Source organism: Nostoc sp. DedQUE02 (assembly GCF_034531035.1).
Classification (GTDB): Bacteria; Cyanobacteriota; Cyanobacteriia; order Cyanobacteriales; family Nostocaceae; genus Nostoc.
The window spans coordinates 1-17,021 of record NZ_JAVRBY020000008.1 but is presented as its reverse complement, the minus strand read 5'-3'; the positions used below and the strand labels follow the sequence as shown (position 1 = coordinate 17,021).

The window sequence follows — 17,021 nt, the reverse complement described above, 5'->3', positions numbered from 1 at the left end:
ATCCTACTTAATATTTACTTTATAAATAGGCTCTTAACTTAAATTTAGTTTCAGCAAGTTTCTCAAAGGTTTTAGTTTGATAAAAAACTAGCGTAAATACTAAATATATTAGTATTTACGCTATTCTTACAATTCAGCTTTATATGTACTAATGACTATCTTAATGAAACCAACAAGTTTTGATTGATGGTCATTTGTAAATCGGTATTTGGGTCAATGGCGATTAAGTCAACACTATTCTTCCCGAAGAACAGACCAACCAACGCACCGATACCAGCACCACCCAAGACTTCTTCTGTGGCAATGGCGCGATCGCCTGTGACCGCAGATACCGCAGTTGCCGCACCTGCGCCCAATACAGTATCCTTGATAATTGAACCAACACTAGTACCCTTCTTGACGGTTTCAGTTTTGGTAATCACGTCAGAACTAGCATTAAGCTGATACTCTTGACCGTTGGTCAAAACTAGTTTCTCAGCAACGAATTGAGAACCGCCTGTAGCAGGTTTGAGTTGACCAACAACTTGACTACCAGCAGGAATCACTACAGCTCCGTCTTGCGTCACCACATTTTGGGATACTGTCAATGTCAAGGGCGATGTTTCATCCTTTGTAACGAGAATTTTTTCTGCCTTGTCATACTTCACAGGAATAGTAGTCCCTTGGGCAATTGTCACTGATGTAGGTGTTGGGGTAGTAGACCCGACAGCCACTACATAAGGTGAGTTAATTGCTGAGGCTTGATTAGAACTAACCAATGCTTGGTAGATAAAAGCTGCTACCTGAGCGCGAGTGGCGGTTGCAGTTGGATTCAGGAAGTTCACATTCGGATAGTTCACCACAATTTTCCTTTCAGTTGCTGCGGCGATCGGGCTACGGGCATAGCTAGCGATGTTAGAGGCATCGTTGAAGTATTGCAGAGTGCTTTCGGTATTACCGCTAGGAGTATATTCCAAACCGTTAGCGAGGGAAACTAAAACCTGTTCGCGGGGAATAGCTTGATTAGGTTCAAAGCGATTACCGGGATAACCAGATAAGAAACCAATGGTATAAGCTTGTTGAATCGCGCTGGATGCCCAATAGTTACTAGGTACATCAGCAAAATTGATTGCTGGCCGTTGCTGTGCTTTTTGGAAAGCTTTGTTAACCATCGCGGCAAATTGAGCGCGTGTCACCGGTTCTTCAGGGCGGAAACTACCATCAGGAAATCCGGCAATTACACCTCGCTGTGACAATTGTTGAATAAATTGTGCTGCCCAATAGTTAGATGAAACATCAGAAAAAGTCGTTTGAGCTAAAGATGGTGAAGCTGTAATGAAAGGCGCTACAGTACCGACTGTGACGCTCAAAGCTATGAGTGCAGCTGTTCTAGATTGCCAACGATTTAAGTTAAACATTATTTTTTTGCTCCAGTTTTATTATTTTTTTTACTGTTAATTAGTTAGACATTTACTAAAGTACAAGGTTCCTAATTTTTCTGCTTTTTTTCAAAACCATTACTTTAGTCATATAGTCATAATTCAAAAAATCTATGCCAAACGAACTAGCTAATAGAAGTAATATCATCACACTATTCTCTATTAGCAGATTTCCAAAAATATAGATACGGAGTGAGACGATCTAGAGAAAGAATAGTTGCTGTTAAGTAGAAAATTTTATGGTTAAAAGTAAAGGCGATCGCACACTCTAGTTAAAGTAGCGATCGCCTATTAAATAACTATCTAAATCAACAGATTCTAATTGTAACTGATACAGGTGTTGAACTAGTAGACCCGACAAACATTGTATATGACGAGTTAATTGCTAGGTTTTAACACTACATAGGGTGAGTTAATTGCTGAGGCTTGATTAGAACTAACTAATGCTTGGTAGATAAAAGCTGCTACCTGGGCGCGAGTAGCGGTTGCTGTTGGATTCAGTAACTTGACGTTCGGATAGTTCACCACAATTTGCTTTTGGGCTGCTGCGGCAATCGGGCTACGGGCATAGTTAGCGATGTTAGAGGCATCGTTGAAGTATTGCAGAGTGCTTTCGGTATTGCCACTAGGACTATATTTCAAACCATTAGCGAGGGCAACCAAAACCTGCTCGCGGGGGATAGCTTGATTAGGCTCAAAGCGATCGCCAGGATAACCAGCTAAGAAACCAATAGTATAAGCTTGCCCAATCGCACTATATGCCCAATAGTTGCTAGGTACATCAATAAAATTAATTGCCTGCCGTTGCTGGGCTTTTGGGAAAGCTTTGTCGATCATCGCGGCAAATTGAGCGCGTGTCACCGGTTCTTCTGGGCGGAAGCTACCATCGGGAAATCCGGCAATTACACCTTGCTGAGACAATTGTTGAATAAATTGTGCTGCCCAATAATTAGATGAAACATCAGAAAAAGCAATTTGAGTCGAAGATAGCGAGGAGCATCCCACTACGATCTGTTTGCCTTGCAAAGGATAATTCACTGGATCGCAAACAAAACCTGCCGAATTAGCCTGTATAACAGTCCGCATTGGCGAATTTTGTTTCTCTAGTGATTTCCAATCGTCAGAGATTTTTTCGAGAGTGGGATGCTTACTTAAAAACTGTGAGTCTGCAACAATATCGTGAGGCCCCTTGACACTTATCTTAGAACTATTTAGATAAATATTGTAATCATAAACAACGTTTTCATTTTTAGTGTTGTTATTAATATTTTTTCCAGGAAACGCATAGAGAATGTTCCTAAGAATTCTGACATCAGACGACGTATGAGCAAATATTTGCCCCCCATTAAGTTCTGGACTCTGATTATTCAAAAAAGCTGTATTATTTACAATATCAACATGGTCGCTAAAAAATGCATGAATACCCGAACCACCATTATTAAATGCAAGATTGTTTTTAACTAAAGTACGTCCTTTATATGCACCCAATTTTGAGTTGTCTTGATTTTTTGTACTATCGATAATAATGCCATTCCCGTCTGTGATCTTTCCGACTGCAATCCAAGGGATGTACATGCGATTGTTGTAGGTCTTGTTGTTGGTAACAAACATCTTGTATCCCTGGTTGTTGTCAGAATTCCAATTACTCAACATTGAAATCCCACTAGAACCATAAACACCATACCAGGCATTATTAAATACCACATTATTATCTATTGTCACATAGTCCGATTCAATCGCTGAAATACCTGCTCCTCCACAGTCATGTACTTTGTTGTTCAAAATACGGATGTGATGAACATGACCATTCGTTCGACCATCAACGTTGATACAGTTTCCATTAGTCAGTGGATTTACCTTATTAGTCTTCTGACTCATCGCATAATCAAGGGTTATGTTGGCATTGTTTCCTATAATCTCCAGCCCGTTGATCTCGATATATGAAGCCTTATTTGAAATCGTGATCCCATTCCATGTATTGTGCTGAATTTTTGGGAAATGCCCAGGATATGCTTTATACCTAATCCACGCATTTGCAGTTCCAGAACGTTTAATATCTACTACACTCCCAGCTTTGCCTGTATTTGTGTATACTCCATTCATTATCAATACTGTGTCGCCAGGGTTCGTAAGGTTTGCTGCCTTTTGAATTGTTTTAAAGGCAGATGAAGTAGAAAGTCCGCTATTATTGTCGTTTCCACTACCACTGACATAGTATGTTTTTGGTGTAGAATTCGCGCTGATTAGCTCACGGCTAGATAGACTCACTTCATTGTTAGTGGATACCTGACTGGCATTTTCAACTGAAGATACCTTTATATTGTCTCCCGGAACCAAAAGACTTAATACTACAGGAATTGCAAGATATGTGCTTAAATTTAAACCTTCAATTACCATGAGAAAAAGCTCCTTGATCGCTACTACTTAATAAAAGTATCAGGATATTCCATAATTTTGAATACTCTTTTAGATACAGAATACAATAGAGCTAATTTTTAAATAAGTATTACAATAAATATCGATATCGATTAAGACGATGCAGAGGTGAAATAGTTGCGGTGCAAGAGAATTTTTGAGGGTTAAAAATAAAGGCGATCGCCCACTCTAGTTAAAGTGGCGATCGCATATCAGGGAGGATTAAATTCACAACTTGAATGAAGTTAAATCTAGTAGCGGGGTTGTGCTACTAAATTCAAGTTAGAATTCAGTGTGAGTCTCAAATCCTGTGCAGGTCTGAGGACAAAAGCATCTCTTTCTTTGTTCCGCAAAAGCACACTCGCACCCGCACCCGCAGCCGCGCCGATAACAGGTTTTAAATCGTCAATTCTGCGATTACCAGTAATTAGTGAACCTAAAACACCAGCACCCCCACCAATAGCTGCGTCAGTTAAAACCTGACTGGTGTTGGGCCCCTGTTTAACTCTTTGAGTTGTAGTGTATGTCCGAGAACTTGCATTAATTGACTGACGTTGACCATTAGAAAATTCTAATTCTTGAGCGACAAACCTTACGCCTTTTCCTTGGTTATCATCTCTATCTCTGGAATAACCATCTAAATCAACAGGTTCTAGCCGTCCATTTATTTTAGTACCAGCAGGAATTAAGACATTTCTATTTCTATCGATAATGTCATTGGCAATTCTCAAGGTTAGAGATTTACTTTCTCCAGGAGCAATAGTAATTGTCTCTTTATCGTAGGTGACAGGAAGGTTAACTCCAGAAGGAATGGTAACGTTTCCGTATTGACTAGTTCTGTTTTGATCAATTCTGTATTGAGCATTAGCTGGAGCCAAGCTCAATAGGGGACTAATGACGGTTGTAGTAACCGCCATTGCCATCAGTGCAGCAGTACCAGATTTCCATTGATGTATGCGAGTCATAAGAGGGTTGTCCTTTGTGTATGTGATGTATTTAATGACGAGGATTTACTGAGTTTGTTTCTGACTGTTTTTAAACCTGTCTATCGGCGTATACAAGTACTTATTATTGATGGGAAGTTTTTGCGATCGCACAGACGTAAACCGTCATAGACATCGCTTCTCAGAATTTGTATCCTGCTAATGTGCGTTACTAAAATTAAAGATGAAAGGTTTACACGACGTAAATGAGTATCATTTTGTTCCAAAATGCTGTTTTATTACTCATGTCCACATATCTAAGCCATTGAATAGAGGCGAATGGGTTGACTGTGAACTCTTACTTCCATTCTAGATTTATTTGCGAATATTTGTGAAATATTTTCTGTTTTTTAACGAATAATTCACTATCTATTATATGGGTATTTATGATTGCTGTTGGCGCTGTTTAATCTCTGCGATCGGTAATAGCAAAGTATCTTCTATTTGCTGTCGTACTTCTCGGCTGATATAACAATCGCTATTTAGGCAATCTCCCATTAATTGATTAATATCGTAGTACTGTGTCAGCAATTCTTTCTGGTTTTTACTAAATTTCCAATCGTGACCTAAATTGCGATATTTAATCATCCATTTTCTTAATTTTTCTTTACTATTTCTACTTTTATCTTTTGTTATTTCTAAGAGTTCTTTCTGTAATATGGCTAGTTCGGAATATAGTTTTGGGAAATATTCAAAGAAGTTAATATTGTCAAATAATAAATTTTTATTCAGGTGTAGTGCTAAAAAAAGATCGCGATCAAAACAGAGAGGACAGTTAGAGGCAGAATAACCAACAGAAATAATAGTATTATCCAGGCTACAGGCTAGGTCAAGACTAATCTCAGGCATCAGACCAAGACCAAGTTCTAAGTAAAAAGCTCTAACTGCTGTTAGTTTGTAATTAGTATCAACATATAGAGATTTATTCTGTACCCACATTAAAAAATCCTGTAACTTTTCATCAGTAGTTATAAGGGCATCAATTTTCTCTTTCATCAACAGCAATAACCGATCTGCACTTGGAGCCATCCCAACCGCCAGCAAAAAGACTTCCTGCCAGCGTTTCTCAGTAATATGGCTAACAAGATTTTGCAGCGCTTCCTCTGATGACTGTCTCACAACCACAAATTCTCTCGCTGTGAAATACTCATGAAATGTCAGGTGAGAAAATGAGTAAATCCTTTTCGCTCTTGCGACAACTAGCCCATGATGATGCTCAATTGAACGCAAAACTTGCTCACTGTCAAGTTGCAATGCTTCTTCGTCAGTATTAGCACCAGGTAAATTACGGATGTATTCTGTAATGTATTGCTCTGCTATTTTTTGTTTGAAGAAATATTCACTCCCCTCAAAAGTAGTCAATGCAATTTTGCTGAGTAAATCTTCTTTGCGTTGGACTGATAGCTTTTTGTAAATCTGATCGCGTTGAATTCCCCGCTTGGCATCCCATTTTTTCAATAACGCATCCAGTCCTTCTTTATATAACTCAGAACGATTTGCAGGGAAATCTCCTGACTCTTCAAAGGCTAAACAAAGCAACGTCAGCAGCAGAGGACTTGCAGCAAGTTGTTTGATTCGGCTATTCTCTTCGAGACGTTTGATAAATGTCTTTGATTTTACAGCTTTCTTCTTAAACCAGTTATTGGCAAAGTTGGAAATTTGGTCATCGTCAAAATCAGCAACTTCTACCTCTGTGAACTTCTCAAAAATATACTCTCGTGCTGCAATTCGGCAGGTCATCACAAACTGATTTTTTGAGTAACGATCGGAAAACTCACGAATTTCTTTTAATACACGGTTACTATCTTCTTCTCTAACCTCATCCAACCCATCGAGTAAAATTAATGCCTTGCCATAGGTTAGTACTTCTCGAATAGAAGATATAGGATTTATCGTCTCTTCAGTGATGTATTGCAATAATCCAGGTTTGTTTGCAGCTTCTGCAAAGTTTTTGAGCGTGATAAAAATTGGCACACGTTCAGCCTGAAACTCACCTCCAAGACACTGAATTGCTAAATACTTTAAAAACGTAGTTTTCCCTGCACCTGGCTTTCCCAAAATCATCAGCTTGGAGTATTTTTCAACCGCTTCCAGTCCTGGCAATCGTTTTTCAGTAATTCTGTTGAGTCCAAAGAGGTCAAAATCCTGGCTTTTACACTGTTGTAATAATTCATCAATGCCTAACCGCCGCTGTCCAGTGATTTTATCCAAAATATTAACGCTGGTATAGATGTCATTCAACCCAATAGGCTGAGTCATATCTAGCACCCGCATTGTACCGCAACGTTCTTCAATGAGGGGTTTTATCTTTTCGCGCACCTTTTGCACGATCGCATCAATATCAATATCAATGCTGTTATCTTGATTTACCTCTGATTCACTGGCTGGTTCAGTAACTATTTCTTCCCACTCTAGGTCTAGCCTGTCGCAAATCTGGACAAAGAGATTGCGGTCAACAGGTTTACCTGTAAAGAATTTTCCGATCGGCTGGCGAGTTACTTCTAACTCATCAGCTAATGCTTTTTGAGTTAAGGAATAACGAATTAAAGCTCTTTTTGCTTTTTGGATACCTTCTGGAGAACAGGAAAGCGATCGCCCGGACATAAGCTAACCATTACACTTTTGCTGATTCTAACTACCAATTTGGCAATTCATCCTTATCGCATACACAAGTCACTCATATCTCAAACCTGTATTTAAGCCTAGAACAAACACTCACCTGTCAAAGTATGGATGTAGTTATTCAAACAATTTGCGAGGGAGTCTATGTTATCCAAGAAATTTCCTTCAAGAGATGAAGTGCTGGCTGTTGTAACACTGATTATGGTGATTGGTTCTCTCATTATTGCGGTTATCGACGACAAGAGTCGCCCTCAATTTCTAGATTTAACAAAATTTGCTGTCGGTACATATATTGGATTGTTGATACCTCGGTCTAAGTTAAGCGATCGCAATTAGCCTATGACAAATTCTCTCTTGGCGACTATCGCAATCCTAAATAATTCGTAAGAGATAAGATCCCCGAATTCTTTGAGAAGTCAGGGATCTGTAACTTTCTATTCTCACAAATCAAATAAGAATGTTTTCTTCTCAGTCAACAGAAAAAAATAACGAAAAGCCTCCAGAAAAGTTTCATTTTTCTTTGAAGACAGCAAAACTTTTTCATGGGACAAGAAAAATTCACTCAGATGATTGTAAATTTTTGTAAAGTTGATGTCTTCAAGACTAGAAACCTGATATCTAGATAGCTAAACTAACAAACAGTGCATCTGTACTGTTAATAATTAAAAGTAGATGTGGCGCTATAGCCTGAATGATCCCAGTACAACTTATCCTCAAAAACTTCCTTAGTTACCGTGATGCAACTTTAGATTTTGGCGGTTTGCATACGGCTTGTATTTCGGGTTCCAATGGTGCGGGTAAATCTTCTCTTTTAGAAGCAATCACTTGGGCAATTTGGGGTGAAAGCCGCGCCACTGCTGAAGATGATGTCATTTATTCTGGTGCGAAAGAAGTTCGGGTTGATTTTACTTTCAAAAGTAACCAGCAAAAATATCGGGTGATTCGTACCCGAATTCGGGGAGGTACTAGTGTCCTCGAATTTCAAATAGAAATACCATCTGGGTTTCGCTCACTCACTTGCAAAGGGGTAAGAGCAACCCAAGATTTGATTTTAGAACACATCAAGCTCGATTACGATACCTTTATTAATTCTGCTTACTTACGTCAAGGTCGCGCAGATGAATTCATGCTCAAGCGTCCCACAGAACGCAAAGAAATTTTAGCGGAGTTATTGAAACTCAATCAGTACGATGATTTGGAAGAACGGGCAAAGGAATCTTCTCGTCAGTTTAAAGCCCAGGCAGTAGAGTTAGAGCGTTCTTTGGAGTCGATAAAAATTCAGCTGCAACAACGCCAGATTACCCAAGCGCAAAGAGTGGAGTTAGAAGCCGAACTCAACCAACTGCAACAGGTGCAAGCTTTTGATAATATTCAATTACAAAGTTTGCAAGTTGTCCAGCACCAGCGCCAAAATTGGGAACAACAACTTAATTTTATAAAGCAGCAATACCAAAATCTTACCCAAGATTGCGATCGCCTCCAGCAAGAACAATCAGCTATTGGCTCTCAGCTATCAGATTTAGAAAAAATATTACACCAAGAAGCTGAAATTAAAGCTGGATACGCCCAATATCAAAGTCTCCAATCTCAAGAAGAAGCTTTTGCTGTCAAATTTGAAGAACATACCCGCGCCCAACAAAATCGCCAACAAAAGCAACAACAGCTTACCAAAGAAATTCACGAAATCGAACGGCAACTGCAACAAGCCCAAGCGCAGCTAGAAGCTTTGCAGCAACAAGAGCGAGATATTCAACAAACTTTAACTAAATCAGGTGAAGTCGAAGCCGCTTTATCACAACTAGCCGCAGCCCGCCACCATGTTACTCGTTTAGATGAATTGCAAATGCAAGTTACTCCTTTGTTGCAACAAAGAGCAACTTTACAAAGTCAACTCGATCGCACTCATGCTGGTTTAGTAGCGCGACTCGAACAACTCCAAAGCACTGAGAACCAATTGCAACGCCAGCACAGCCGCCAACCGCAACTGCAACAAGCGGTGATGGATGTGGCAATTCAGATTGAAGAACTGGAGAAAAAGCGAGTTTATCTGCAACGAGTCCAAGAAAAAGGGCAAGAAAGGCGGCATTTTATCGAACGTTTGCAAGCTCACCAACGGGATTATGAAAAACTGCTGGGAGAATTAGAGCAGAAATTGCAAATGCTGCAAAATCCTGAAGCACTTTGTCCATTATGCGAGCGTCCTTTAGACGAACATCACTGGAGTCGAGTAGTGGAAAAAACCCAAAATGAGTTAGAGGATACTCAAGGACAGTTTTGGGTAGTGCGAGAACAATTGGCTGTGTCTGACAAAGAAATTCAGACACTCAGACAAGAATATCGCGATATATCCCAACAGTTGACGGGCTATGATGGTTTACGCGAACAGCGAGGACAGTTAGCAGCACAGTTAGAAGCGACAACTGATGTACAACAACAGTTACAACAAATTGCTGCTGAAAAACAGCATTTAGAGCGATCGCTCCAAGCTGGTGATTACGCTCCCGATAAACAAGCCGAACTCCGCCAGCTAGACCAATATCTGCAACAAGTTAATTATAATGAACAAGATCATGCCCTCGCCCGGAGTGAAGTTGAGCGGTGGCGATGGGCAGAAATTAAACAAGGGCAAATTAAAGATGCAACTAAGCGACAAGCGCAACTATTAGCCCGAAAACCAGAATTACAATCCCAAATTGCCCAATTACAAGTTAAAATCCAGCAGGATCGGATTGATTCTGAATGTGCTAAACAAATTGCGGCTCTTGAGCGTCACATTACTGAAATTGGCTACAGTTCCGAGCAGCACAACAATCTGCGTATGGCTGCAAAGAAAGCTCAATCTTGGCATTTGCGGTATCAACATCTGCTATCAGCCCAGCAACAGTATCCGCAACTCCAGACGAGATTGCAAGAGTTAGAGGAGTCTAGAAGCGCCAGAGTAACGGAGCGCCAAAAACTCGGCGGCCAAATCGAAAGTATTATCCAGCAACTACAAGCAACAGCTAATCCATCTGCCCAAATTCAAGCTTTAGAACAGCAGCTAGCAATTCGCAGACGGCAACTCGACGAGCAAATAGCTAAGTTGGGGCGTTTAGAACAGCTGGCGCATCAACTGGAAATGCTGCAAATTCAATATGAAGAACAGCAGCAGCAATTACAATCTTGCAAGCGGGAATATCGGGTTTATCAGGAATTAGCGCAAGCTTTTGGTAAAAATGGTATCCAAGCATTGATGATTGAGAACGTGTTGCCGCAACTGGAAGCCGAGACAAATCAACTACTTTCGCGGTTGAGTGGCAATCAGTTTCATGTACAATTTATTACTCAAAAAGCTGGACGCAGTGCTAAATCAACCAAGAAAAATGCCAAGCTAATAGACACCTTAGATATTTTAATCGCCGATTCTAGAGGAACGCGAGCTTATGAAACTTACTCAGGTGGAGAAGCTTTTAGAATTAACTTTGCCATCCGTTTAGCTTTGGCAAAACTATTAGCCCAACGGGCGGGGGCGGCGTTGCAATTGTTGATTGTGGATGAAGGTTTTGGTACACAAGATGCCGAAGGATGCGATCGCTTGATTGCCGCGATTAATGCGATCGCCTCTGATTTCGCCTGTATCCTCACTGTTACCCACATGCCCCACCTCAAAGAAGCCTTCCAAGCTAGGATTGAAGTGAATAAAACTCAAGAAGGTTCGCAGTTGAGCTTGTCAATTTAACAGGAAGAATTCAGGAGTCAGGAGCCAGAATTCAGAATGAATTCTTTGTGACTGGCGGATAAATGGGCTGAATTCCCTCCTAATTGATTCAGAATTCTGAATTCTGAATTCTGTATTCTTCTTCAATTGTATTTTACCCGTGCATCCAGACCTAACGAGCGGAGCTTTTTCGTTAGTGTTTCTGCTTGGGCGCGATCGCTAAATGCTCCAGCATTCACATAATCCCCTAGATTGGATTGCTCCGCTATGGCATTTGGTATATATTGTTGCACTTTGCTCAGAGTATCATTATTGGAAATTGGAATTATCACTCTGTAAGGATTATTCGCAACTAAGGTGTTGCCATTGGTAACAGGTGTTACATTGTCATTAGCAGGAGGTAATACATAACGACTACTCTGAGGCGCTACATAGTCATTAGTATTAGTGAATACATAACCATTCGTCTCAGTATAATTTCCTCCAGTCGAGCTATTCAACCCTAATGCTTCCCAAGTTTGCCAATCTACATTTCCAGTCGAATTAAGTCGAGAAGATTGCTGGAATGCGATCACAGATTGTCTGGTGTAATCGTTGAAAAAGCCATCAGGATTGGTATTAGAAAAACCCAACTGCGCTAAACGTTCTTGAACTAATCTGACATTCTCTCCCTGATCGCCTACAGTTAGATAATTTCTACCTGGTTGTTGAGTAGTAGATCCACCAGTCGAGGCTCTACGCACTGAGTCTAAAACTTGGGCATTAGCAATGCCATCAACAGGTAAGCCATTATTTCGCTGAAATGCAATTACAGCTTCTCTAGTCATTGGGCCAATATTCCCAGTGGCATCAGCATTTAAATAACCTAGCTGCCGCAAACGCACTTGAAGTTCTCTTACTTGTTGAGTAGAGAGATTCGACCTAGCTGGAGTACGAGAGGAACCCATTAGTGCGTTCCAAGTTTGTTGATTCACAATCCCGTTAGCAGTTATGCGATAACTTCGCTGGAATGCAATTACAGCATCTTTAGTAATTCGTCCAAAATTCCCAGTGGGATTAGCATTAAAGTAGCCTAACTGCCGTAAACGCTGTTGCAACCTAGTCACGGCTGCACCAGTTTTGCCTTGAGAGAGAGTAGGGTATTGACCAACTGCCAATGCCTGCGGCGGGTTGAGCCTACGCGATGTACCGATATTCCGACTAGAAGTTCTACCCTGACATGCTCGTTGCAAGGCTCTTTGAGTACCAATACCCACAACTCCATCAGCAGTTATTCTATTGGCTTGCTGGAATTTAATGACAGCATTTTGAGTCAAGCTAGCAAACTTGCCACTTACCGGACCGTTAAAGTAGCCTAACTTTTTTAAACACCTCTGGCTACTGCTAACTCCAGGGCCATTACTTCCGATTTTCTGAAGTGCTAAAGCTTGCCCAGCAATACTCAGAAGCCCCGTAATTAGAGCCACAGACAAAAGACGCATTGCAGCATCAGTCGATAACTTTTTCCAATTTAAAAATTTAAAATTAACTACGATAGGAACAACCTTGATGCTTTCGGATGCCTCGTAGACTGAGGCAAGCTTGATTAAATGGCTAGCTACCCCTGTTTTCACTTGCTTTTTTAAAGTTAATGACTATAAAAAAGTATACCACTTAGCTATATGTAAGAATTACTTTTCGTATGATTCTTTACAAGTAAGTGTCCTGGGGATGAGGGAGACAAGGGGACAAATCAATTCAAAATTCAAAATTCAAAATTCAAAATTCAAACATTTTTGAACTTCTGCCTCCAGCATAGTTGCCTTCTGCCTCCTCTTTCCCAATGCCCCATGCCCAATGCCCAATGCCTATTGTTCATTAACTTTTTCAGTATTACCTGCTTTCACCCAACCTTCTTGTTCGCTACCTTCCAAACGGATCTTTTGCCAGGAATTGTCGTCGTTTTCTTCCAAAACAATAATTTTTTGATTAAAAGCAACTCCACCAATCTTTTCAGCTTCTTGATTGGGTTGCGATCGCAAACTCAAGCCTTCAGCCCAACTAACACGCCCTCGGTAAGCTCCCGGTGGTAATGGTTTTGGTGATGGGGTAGCCTTTGGCGATTCTGTGGGAGTAGAGGTTGGGCTTGGAGACGATTGAGTAGATGTCCCTGGTGTAAGAGTGGGCTTACTTTCTCCAGGCTCAGTTTTTTTAGGAGCTTGGGCTTTCACCGAAGGACTATCATTGGAAAAAATGGGTTTGGCAGGGGCTATGCCAGTACGATTCATAAAATAGAGTGCAATTGCGGCGCCGCCACCTATTAGCACAGCGATCGCTAAGAAGAACCCTAGTATAAATTTTGTTAAACCAGACAACATAATTAAAACCTGATTATCAAGAGTCAAGGATGAAGGTGAGCCAGTCATCTGCGTATTTTCCTCTCATTGAGGAGAGCGGTATTAAACTGGCTCTCAAGGGTTACGAGTAGAGAAGTAAGTAATAACTAACCACAGTCATTACACCTTACCCCCAACCCCTCCCCGCGCTTCGGGAGGGGAGACAAAGCGTAGCTTTGGCAGGGTGGGGTTCTTCGGGTTTAATAAGCAATCAAGCGGACATGATATAACCCATCAGTATAAGAATCAATAGTCCATAATAATTCATCATTAACTATTGACTTTTGACTAACTGATTATTGTAGCTATGCTGAATAGACATCTGGTGAAATTAAATATGCGTTATCTAGAACCCTTGTAAAAACTATAGGAGTACTACGTCTCTACATTTATTTTGGCTTCACGTAGTGCGCCGGAGGCGTTCGCTCAAAGGATTGTGTTTCGATGCTAAACGCGCTCTCCCAGCAGCAGCCCATTCTTGGAGTTGCTGAATTTGCTCTACAGCAGTTCGCGCCAAAGGTATGATCTGACTGGCTGCTTCTAAAATGTCGTCGGTAGAAAAGTCGCGGTTTTGGCTAAATCCAATATGCATCGCTTCAATTAAAGTTTGCTCAATCTCGGCCCCAGAAAAATCGGGCGTTTCGTATGCTAATCTTTCGATGTCATAACTTTTTAAGTTATGGGGGCGCAATCGGGATAAATGAACATCATAAATTGCCTTTCTCTCTTCTTGGGTGGGCAATCCCACAAAGAAAATTTCATCAAATCGCCCCTTACGTAGCATTTCCGGCGGTAAAGCTTGGATGTCGTTGGCGGTAGCGACGACAAACACAGGTGAGCTTTTTTCGGCTAGCCAGTTAATAAAAGTGCCAAACACACGGCTGGCTGTTCCGGCATCTCCTTTGCTACCAAGTCCAGCAAAGGCTTTATCTATTTCATCAATCCACAAAATACAGGGAGCGAGTGCTTCAGCTACTTGAATCATTTGCCGAGTCCGAGATTCTGATTCACCCACCAAACCACCAAATAACCTGCCAACATCCAAACGTAACAAGGGTAAATGCCAATGATGAGCGATCGCTTTTGCTGTTAACGATTTACCAGTTCCCTGAATACCCACCAACATTAAACCACGGGGGTGCGGTAATCCGTACTGTCGCGCTCGATCTGTAAATGAACCTCCCCGCCGAATCAACCAATCTTTCAAGTTATCCAGTCCGCCAATATCAGAAATTTGCTCAGTGGCGGGGTAGAAGTCCAGGATTTGGGTTTGGCGGATAGTTTGGCGCTTTTCTTCCAAAACTAGCTCCATGTCTTCTGGTCGCAATTCTCCGTGGGTTGCGATCGCTTTTGCCAAAACCCGGCGAATCCGTTCCATTGAAAGTCCTTGACAAGAGCGCACCAAATCATCTAAAACTTTGCCAGAAAGGGAGTTACCAGTACTTTGTAGTAAGCGTTCCACCTCAGTTTTAATTTCTGGAGCGGCGGGTAAGGGAAACTCGACGACTGTCAACACTTCCGTTAAATCGTCAGGAATGGCGATGCGTGGCGAGAGTAGGACAATATTTTTTGGTTGCGATTTCAGGAGTCTGGACAAGTTGCGGAGTTTGCGAGCGATCGCCACATCATCTAAAAAGCGATGATAATCTCGGAGAATCATTACCGCAGGTGCAGAAGCTGGTAATTTTTCGATAAATTCTAAAGCTTGTAGGGGGTTACGTCGCCCAAACCCAACATCATTGGGGTTTCCTTGGTAGCCATCGACAAAATCCCAAGTATATACTGGGCGATTACCCTGGTTGGCTGCTTCTTCCCGGATAGCTGCTTCTACCCGCTCCTCTTCATAAGTGGGAATATAAATCAAAGGGTAGCGGGCCCGTAGCAGCAGTTTAAACTCTTCACGGAAGTTCATATTTGGCTATCATTATTAGTTCTTCTCTCATTGTTCAGGTTTGTATCACCTCTAACAACTAAAAAACCAACATTGACCAATCTATAGCGGTTACAAGTGCGATCGCTCTATGTGAGATATTCCTCAAGGGTGAGCGATCGCTCCATTGCGGTAAGCAGCATCTAAATTATTAGGTAACTCAGATAATTTAATTTTGGCACTTAATGTATTTACTCTTAACAGCACTTTTTCAAATTTTATTCAGCTATTATTTTTAATAAGGAGGAGAAAAATTTTAAAAACTTAACATTCACTTAACTTTAGTATAAATATAAATAAACTTTCTAACTACTATTATGTCTAATAATAAAATTGAAAGAATAACTTCATAACAAGAAGCTTTGATATCATTTTATCGAGAAAAATGGAGTAATATTGTAATTTCAAATAACATATTAGACCGTTATCAAGCACAGGAAGCAGTTAAGACTGCTTATGAATTAACAGGAAGAAGTAAACCAAAAATTATCTTTTCAGATAGCACTAATTCCGCATTAAAAATATTTTTTAAATGGTTATATGCACCTTATCTACTTGGTTATTTTGGGGCAAAAGATCAGAAAAAACTTAGTGAAAACTTAGGAGAACCGATTGCAAAACAACTACCAAAACAACTAATGGCAGAATTAAACAAACGCTTTACTAATCAAATTGGATACGAAATTGATAAACATCTTGATATCCAGATGTTATCAGGTGTTCCATCTGTACAGAATTTACCACATCCTAATATTAATCTATATATTGATATAATTTATAATTGTATTAATCCTAAAACATGGGAACATGTTGCAAGTAAATATGATTTTCTAATTTCGGAATTAAATTGTATTTACTCGCCTAAAGCTTGGGAAACATTTCAAAATCTTATCAAATATTGTGGCTGGATTTTTCCCTTTGAAAAGTTGTGTTTGATATGCGATTACCCTCTAGAGTTTCTTTATGACAGCGCTTATCGCCTCCATGCGGAGGGAGAACCAACTATAAAAATAGCAAATGGATGTGATGTTTATGCCTATCACGGTGTTATTTTACCCGCAAAATATGGTAGAGTGCGCCCGCAAGATTGGCAAGTTTCATGGTTTTTAGAAGAACAAAACGTGGAATTGCGTCGAGTGTTAATTCAAGAAATTGGCTATGAACGTATTGCTGAGGAGTTACAAGCTACAATTATAGACTCATACCAAGAATACACTTTATTAAAAGTAAGTGATGGTGAAAACAAAGAGCCAATTTATCTTTTGAAAATGACTTGTCCCAGCACTGATAGAATTCATGTATTGCGCGTACCACCTAATATTCAATCTGCACGTCAAGCGATTACTTGGGTAAATTGGGGTATTGACCCAGAAGATTTTGCTATACAAACCTAAATAAGTGGCTCGTATTAGAACTATTTAATAAAATAGACATCTCCAGAAATTAAATATGCGTTACCCAGAACCCTTGTAGAGACGTAGCAATGCTACGTCAAAACACTTCTTCAGGACTTACGCAACTGGCACAGCGTGATCGCTATTTTATAGTATTTATGTACTATATAAAGTGGCTGACCCATAG

The 17,021-nt window shown here is 40.5% G+C and carries 9 protein-coding genes and 1 pseudogene; 3 read left to right on the top strand and 7 right to left on the bottom strand.

Annotated elements, in window-relative coordinates:
• Positions 1 to 155: 155 nt before the first annotated feature.
• The 4 genes and pseudogenes from RMX98_RS09945 to RMX98_RS09930 form a co-directional block, all read right to left on the bottom strand.
• Positions 156 to 1,397: an S-layer homology domain-containing protein gene (locus RMX98_RS09945; RefSeq protein WP_322680869.1), complete on the bottom strand. Its 1,242-nt coding sequence runs from the start codon at positions 1,395 to 1,397 to the stop codon at positions 156 to 158.
• A 417-nt stretch (positions 1,398 to 1,814) separates the two neighbouring features.
• Positions 1,815 to 2,444, bottom strand: a pseudogene (locus RMX98_RS09940) (S-layer homology domain-containing protein); the annotation flags it as partial.
• Between the two features lie 1,640 nt (positions 2,445 to 4,084).
• A complete protein-coding gene (locus RMX98_RS09935) occupies positions 4,085 to 4,798 on the bottom strand; it encodes a conjugal transfer protein TrbI (protein ID WP_322680868.1) in 714 nt (237 codons plus the stop codon).
• A 402-nt stretch (positions 4,799 to 5,200) separates the two neighbouring features.
• On the bottom strand, positions 5,201 to 7,420 hold the full coding sequence (locus RMX98_RS09930; protein ID WP_322680867.1) for an NACHT domain-containing NTPase: 2,220 nt from the start codon (positions 7,418 to 7,420) through the stop codon (positions 5,201 to 5,203).
• Between the two features lie 162 nt (positions 7,421 to 7,582).
• Between RMX98_RS09930 and RMX98_RS09925 the strand changes: the two genes are divergently transcribed.
• Positions 7,583 to 7,774 carry a hypothetical protein gene (locus RMX98_RS09925; RefSeq protein WP_322680866.1) on the top strand — a complete coding sequence of 64 codons (192 nt, stop codon included), beginning with the start codon at positions 7,583 to 7,585 and terminating at the stop codon, positions 7,772 to 7,774.
• A 355-nt stretch (positions 7,775 to 8,129) separates the two neighbouring features.
• Positions 8,130 to 11,156, top strand: coding sequence for an SMC family ATPase (locus tag RMX98_RS09920; protein ID WP_322680865.1), 3,027 nt, complete (start codon positions 8,130 to 8,132; stop codon positions 11,154 to 11,156).
• A gap of 122 nt (positions 11,157 to 11,278) precedes the next feature.
• Here the strand turns inward: RMX98_RS09920 and RMX98_RS09915 are convergent, their stop codons facing one another.
• The 3 genes from RMX98_RS09915 to RMX98_RS09905 all read right to left on the bottom strand — a co-directional run bounded on the left by RMX98_RS09915 (position 11,279) and on the right by RMX98_RS09905 (position 15,422).
• Positions 11,279 to 12,748, bottom strand: coding sequence for a peptidoglycan-binding protein (locus RMX98_RS09915; RefSeq protein ID WP_322680864.1), 1,470 nt, complete (start codon positions 12,746 to 12,748; stop codon positions 11,279 to 11,281).
• A gap of 234 nt (positions 12,749 to 12,982) precedes the next feature.
• Positions 12,983 to 13,492, bottom strand: a complete 510-nt coding sequence (locus RMX98_RS09910; RefSeq protein WP_322680949.1) for an SH3 domain-containing protein — start codon at positions 13,490 to 13,492, stop codon at positions 12,983 to 12,985.
• A gap of 418 nt (positions 13,493 to 13,910) precedes the next feature.
• A complete protein-coding gene (locus RMX98_RS09905) occupies positions 13,911 to 15,422 on the bottom strand; it encodes an AAA family ATPase (protein WP_322680863.1) in 1,512 nt (503 codons plus the stop codon).
• Between the two features lie 380 nt (positions 15,423 to 15,802).
• Here RMX98_RS09905 and RMX98_RS09900 point away from each other — a divergent pair, with 380 nt between their 5' ends.
• Entirely contained in the window at positions 15,803 to 16,834 is a 1,032-nt protein-coding gene (locus RMX98_RS09900) for a DUF6745 domain-containing protein (protein ID WP_322680862.1), read from the top strand.
• Positions 16,835 to 17,021: the final 187 nt, after the last annotated feature.

What these genes read in the sequence shown, in the direction of transcription:
- RMX98_RS09905 (WP_322680863.1), bottom strand. Translation starts at nt 15,422, where the DNA reads ATGAACTTCCGTGAAGAGTTTAAACTGCTGCTACGGGCCCGCTACCCT.
- RMX98_RS09935 (WP_322680868.1), bottom strand. Translation starts at nt 4,798, where the DNA reads ATGACTCGCATACATCAATGGAAATCTGGTACTGCTGCACTGATGGCA.
- RMX98_RS09910 (WP_322680949.1), bottom strand. Translation starts at nt 13,492, where the DNA reads ATGTTGTCTGGTTTAACAAAATTTATACTAGGGTTCTTCTTAGCGATC.
- RMX98_RS09920 (WP_322680865.1), top strand. Translation starts at nt 8,130, where the DNA reads ATGATCCCAGTACAACTTATCCTCAAAAACTTCCTTAGTTACCGTGAT.
- RMX98_RS09945 (WP_322680869.1), bottom strand. Translation starts at nt 1,397, where the DNA reads ATGTTTAACTTAAATCGTTGGCAATCTAGAACAGCTGCACTCATAGCT.
- RMX98_RS09930 (WP_322680867.1), bottom strand. Translation starts at nt 7,420, where the DNA reads ATGTCCGGGCGATCGCTTTCCTGTTCTCCAGAAGGTATCCAAAAAGCA.
- RMX98_RS09925 (WP_322680866.1), top strand. Translation starts at nt 7,583, where the DNA reads ATGTTATCCAAGAAATTTCCTTCAAGAGATGAAGTGCTGGCTGTTGTA.